Consider the following 2,432-nt stretch of genomic DNA (forward strand, 5'->3'; position numbering starts at 1 on the left):
ACCCCCTGATAGCGGGGATCGTCGATGAGATTATGCCGTTCTTCCGGATCATTGAGCAAATCGTAGAGCTCCGCTTTGTGTTTGTCAGGGCTTCCATCACCGGTGGGATAATGCATGTATTTCCAGCGTTCCGTGCGAACGCCGCGGATATTCGGCGTGTAGGGAAACTGCTTTTCGTAGTTGTATTCGTAGTACCAGCTCTTTCGCCAACCTTCGGTCTTTCCCTCCAAAAGGGGCCGCCATGAACGGCCATGAGTTTTCGGCAGAGGCGGTGCTCCACACAGGTCGAGAAGACTGGGGGCTGTGTCGATGTTCAAGACCATCTGTTTGATCACCGTCCCCGGCTTGATGATAGGTGGATAACGCACCAGCAAAGGCACGCGGATACTTGGCTCATGCATGGTCCGTTTGTCCATCATGCCGTATTCGCCCAGCAAAAATCCGTTGTCCGACGTGAACACAACAATCGTCCTGTCGAGCTGGCCGGTCTCCTCCAACGTTTTAAGAATCTCACCGAGGCTGTCATCCACGGATTTGATGGTGGCGAAATAAGCTCGCACCATTCGGGCAAAATCGGCCTCGGCTTCCGGACGCGTATCCGGGAATTTCTCACGGAAGCCAAAGAGCGGGCCGTAAATACCGTGCCAGGTAACCAGCCGTTCCTTGACCCAGTCGGGTTTGCCCTCGAGCGCGAAAGCGCTGGCCGGATAATGGATCTCAATATTGTCAAAAATATGCTCGTATTTCGGCTCCGGTGTAAAGGGTGTATGGGGTGCCTTGTGACCAATCATGAGGAGAAACGGCTTTTCGTGCGGACGGCGAAGCCAGTTGACAGCGAGTTCTGTAATCCGGTGGGTGTAATACCCCTTCAACATCACCCGCTGTCCATTGATGTTAAATTCATTATCGAAATATTTGCCCTGGCCTTTATGACTGGCCCAGTAATCGAATCCCGGCCGCGGAGCATCGTTGTCCTCGCCCATATGCCACTTGCCGATATACGCCGTCTCGTAGCCGGCCGACTGGAGTTGCTTCGGGAGGCTGGGCAAATCGTCGGGAAACTCGGTGAAATTGTTGATCACTCCGTGAGTGTGGGCATACAGGCCAGAAATCGTTGAGGCTCGACTGGGTGAACACAGCGACGTGGTCACGAAAGCATTCACAAAATTCGCCCCCTCAGAGGCCAGTCGGTCCATGTTAGGAGTTTTCAGAAACGGATGCCCTGCGCAGCTCATGGCATCGTAGCGCTGGTCATCTGTCACGATGTAAACAACGTTGGGAGAAGCGACCGGATCTGCTGCAGAAATAGTACAGCCAATCAAAAGCACAAATGCCGGGGTAATCATGGTGGTTCCCTCAATCTCTGTGAAGAGCAAGACTGCTCCCGCTTAAACCGGCGTTCATTATAACGGCCTCACAGCGAGAGTGCCACCAAGCTGAAGTTCGGCTCCTGTTCAAGGTACGGGCAATTCATGAATTGCCGCTACAAACCGGTAGGTGTTAAGAATCTCTCAAAACTCGCGACAAAAAGTGGGGTGGGGCAAGCTTAAATGGGAGGATGCAGCAGCGGGCATCGCACGAGACGTCAACGAGCCCTACGGCGCCCCCGTGGTTTCACTCTGAGCGGCTGGCGTGGCCTGATTCCTGACAGGCCAGGCCTTTTCTCCCACAATGCCTGATATTTGTGCGGCGGCCTGCCAGGCGTCCCCGAGGCTCGCAAGGTAATCCAATCTTGTTTCTATTTCCGACCGCTGGGCTTCCAGGACCCGCAGGTATTCCATAACGCCCCCCGTGTATCCCTGCATCGACAGTTGCACGGCCTCTCGAACCCGGGGCAGAATGTCTTGCTCGTATCGCTGGACTCTCTTGCGGGCAGCAGCGTATTCCCGAAAAGCCGTGGCCAGTTGGTCACGGAGATCCTCCTTCACCTGTCGTACACGCTCCAGGGCCTGGCTTACCTGCGCATCGGCCGCCAGGATGTTGCCCTGATTGCGATCCCACAGCGGCAGGGGCACACTCACGCCCAGTGTCCAGTCGTCCCCGCGAGTTTCATTCTGCCGAGTATACCCTGCTCCCACCGTGACGTTGGGCCACTTTTCTTTGCGCATTCGCTCACTCAGATAGCGTGCCCGTTGTACTTCCCACTGGGCGGCTGAAACGTCGGGATGAGAGGCGAGAACCTGCTGGAGGAGTGCGTCCCAATCGTATTCCGGCAAAGGAAGCGAAAACACATCCTCAAACGAAACATCTCCGGGTATTCGGGAGCCAATGGCGGCCGCGAGCTTTTCTCTTTGAAAAGGAATCTGTCGCTCGGCGGCTTCCTGCTGGGCACGCAACCGCTCCACCTGAAGCTCAAATTGAACAACCTCCAAGCGTGTCCCCTGTCGCGATTCTAACAGCGCCCTGCTCTGCTTCAGGGATGCTTCTGCGAC

The 2,432-nt window shown here is 55.6% G+C and carries 2 protein-coding genes; both read right to left on the reverse strand.

The genetic code is table 11. The annotated features are described in order from the left end of the window. Positions 1-1,376, reverse strand: a 1,376-nt coding sequence (locus H5U08_RS15825; protein WP_297035213.1) for a sulfatase, incomplete at its 3' end; no start/stop codon positions are given. Between the two features lie 219 nt (positions 1,377-1,595). Next, on the reverse strand, positions 1,596-2,432 hold an 837-nt coding region (locus tag H5U08_RS15830), incomplete at its 5' end, for a TolC family protein (protein ID WP_297035218.1).

It is taken from the genome of Thermogutta sp., assembly GCF_014359955.1.
Classification (GTDB): Bacteria; Planctomycetota; Planctomycetia; order Pirellulales; family Thermoguttaceae; genus Thermogutta.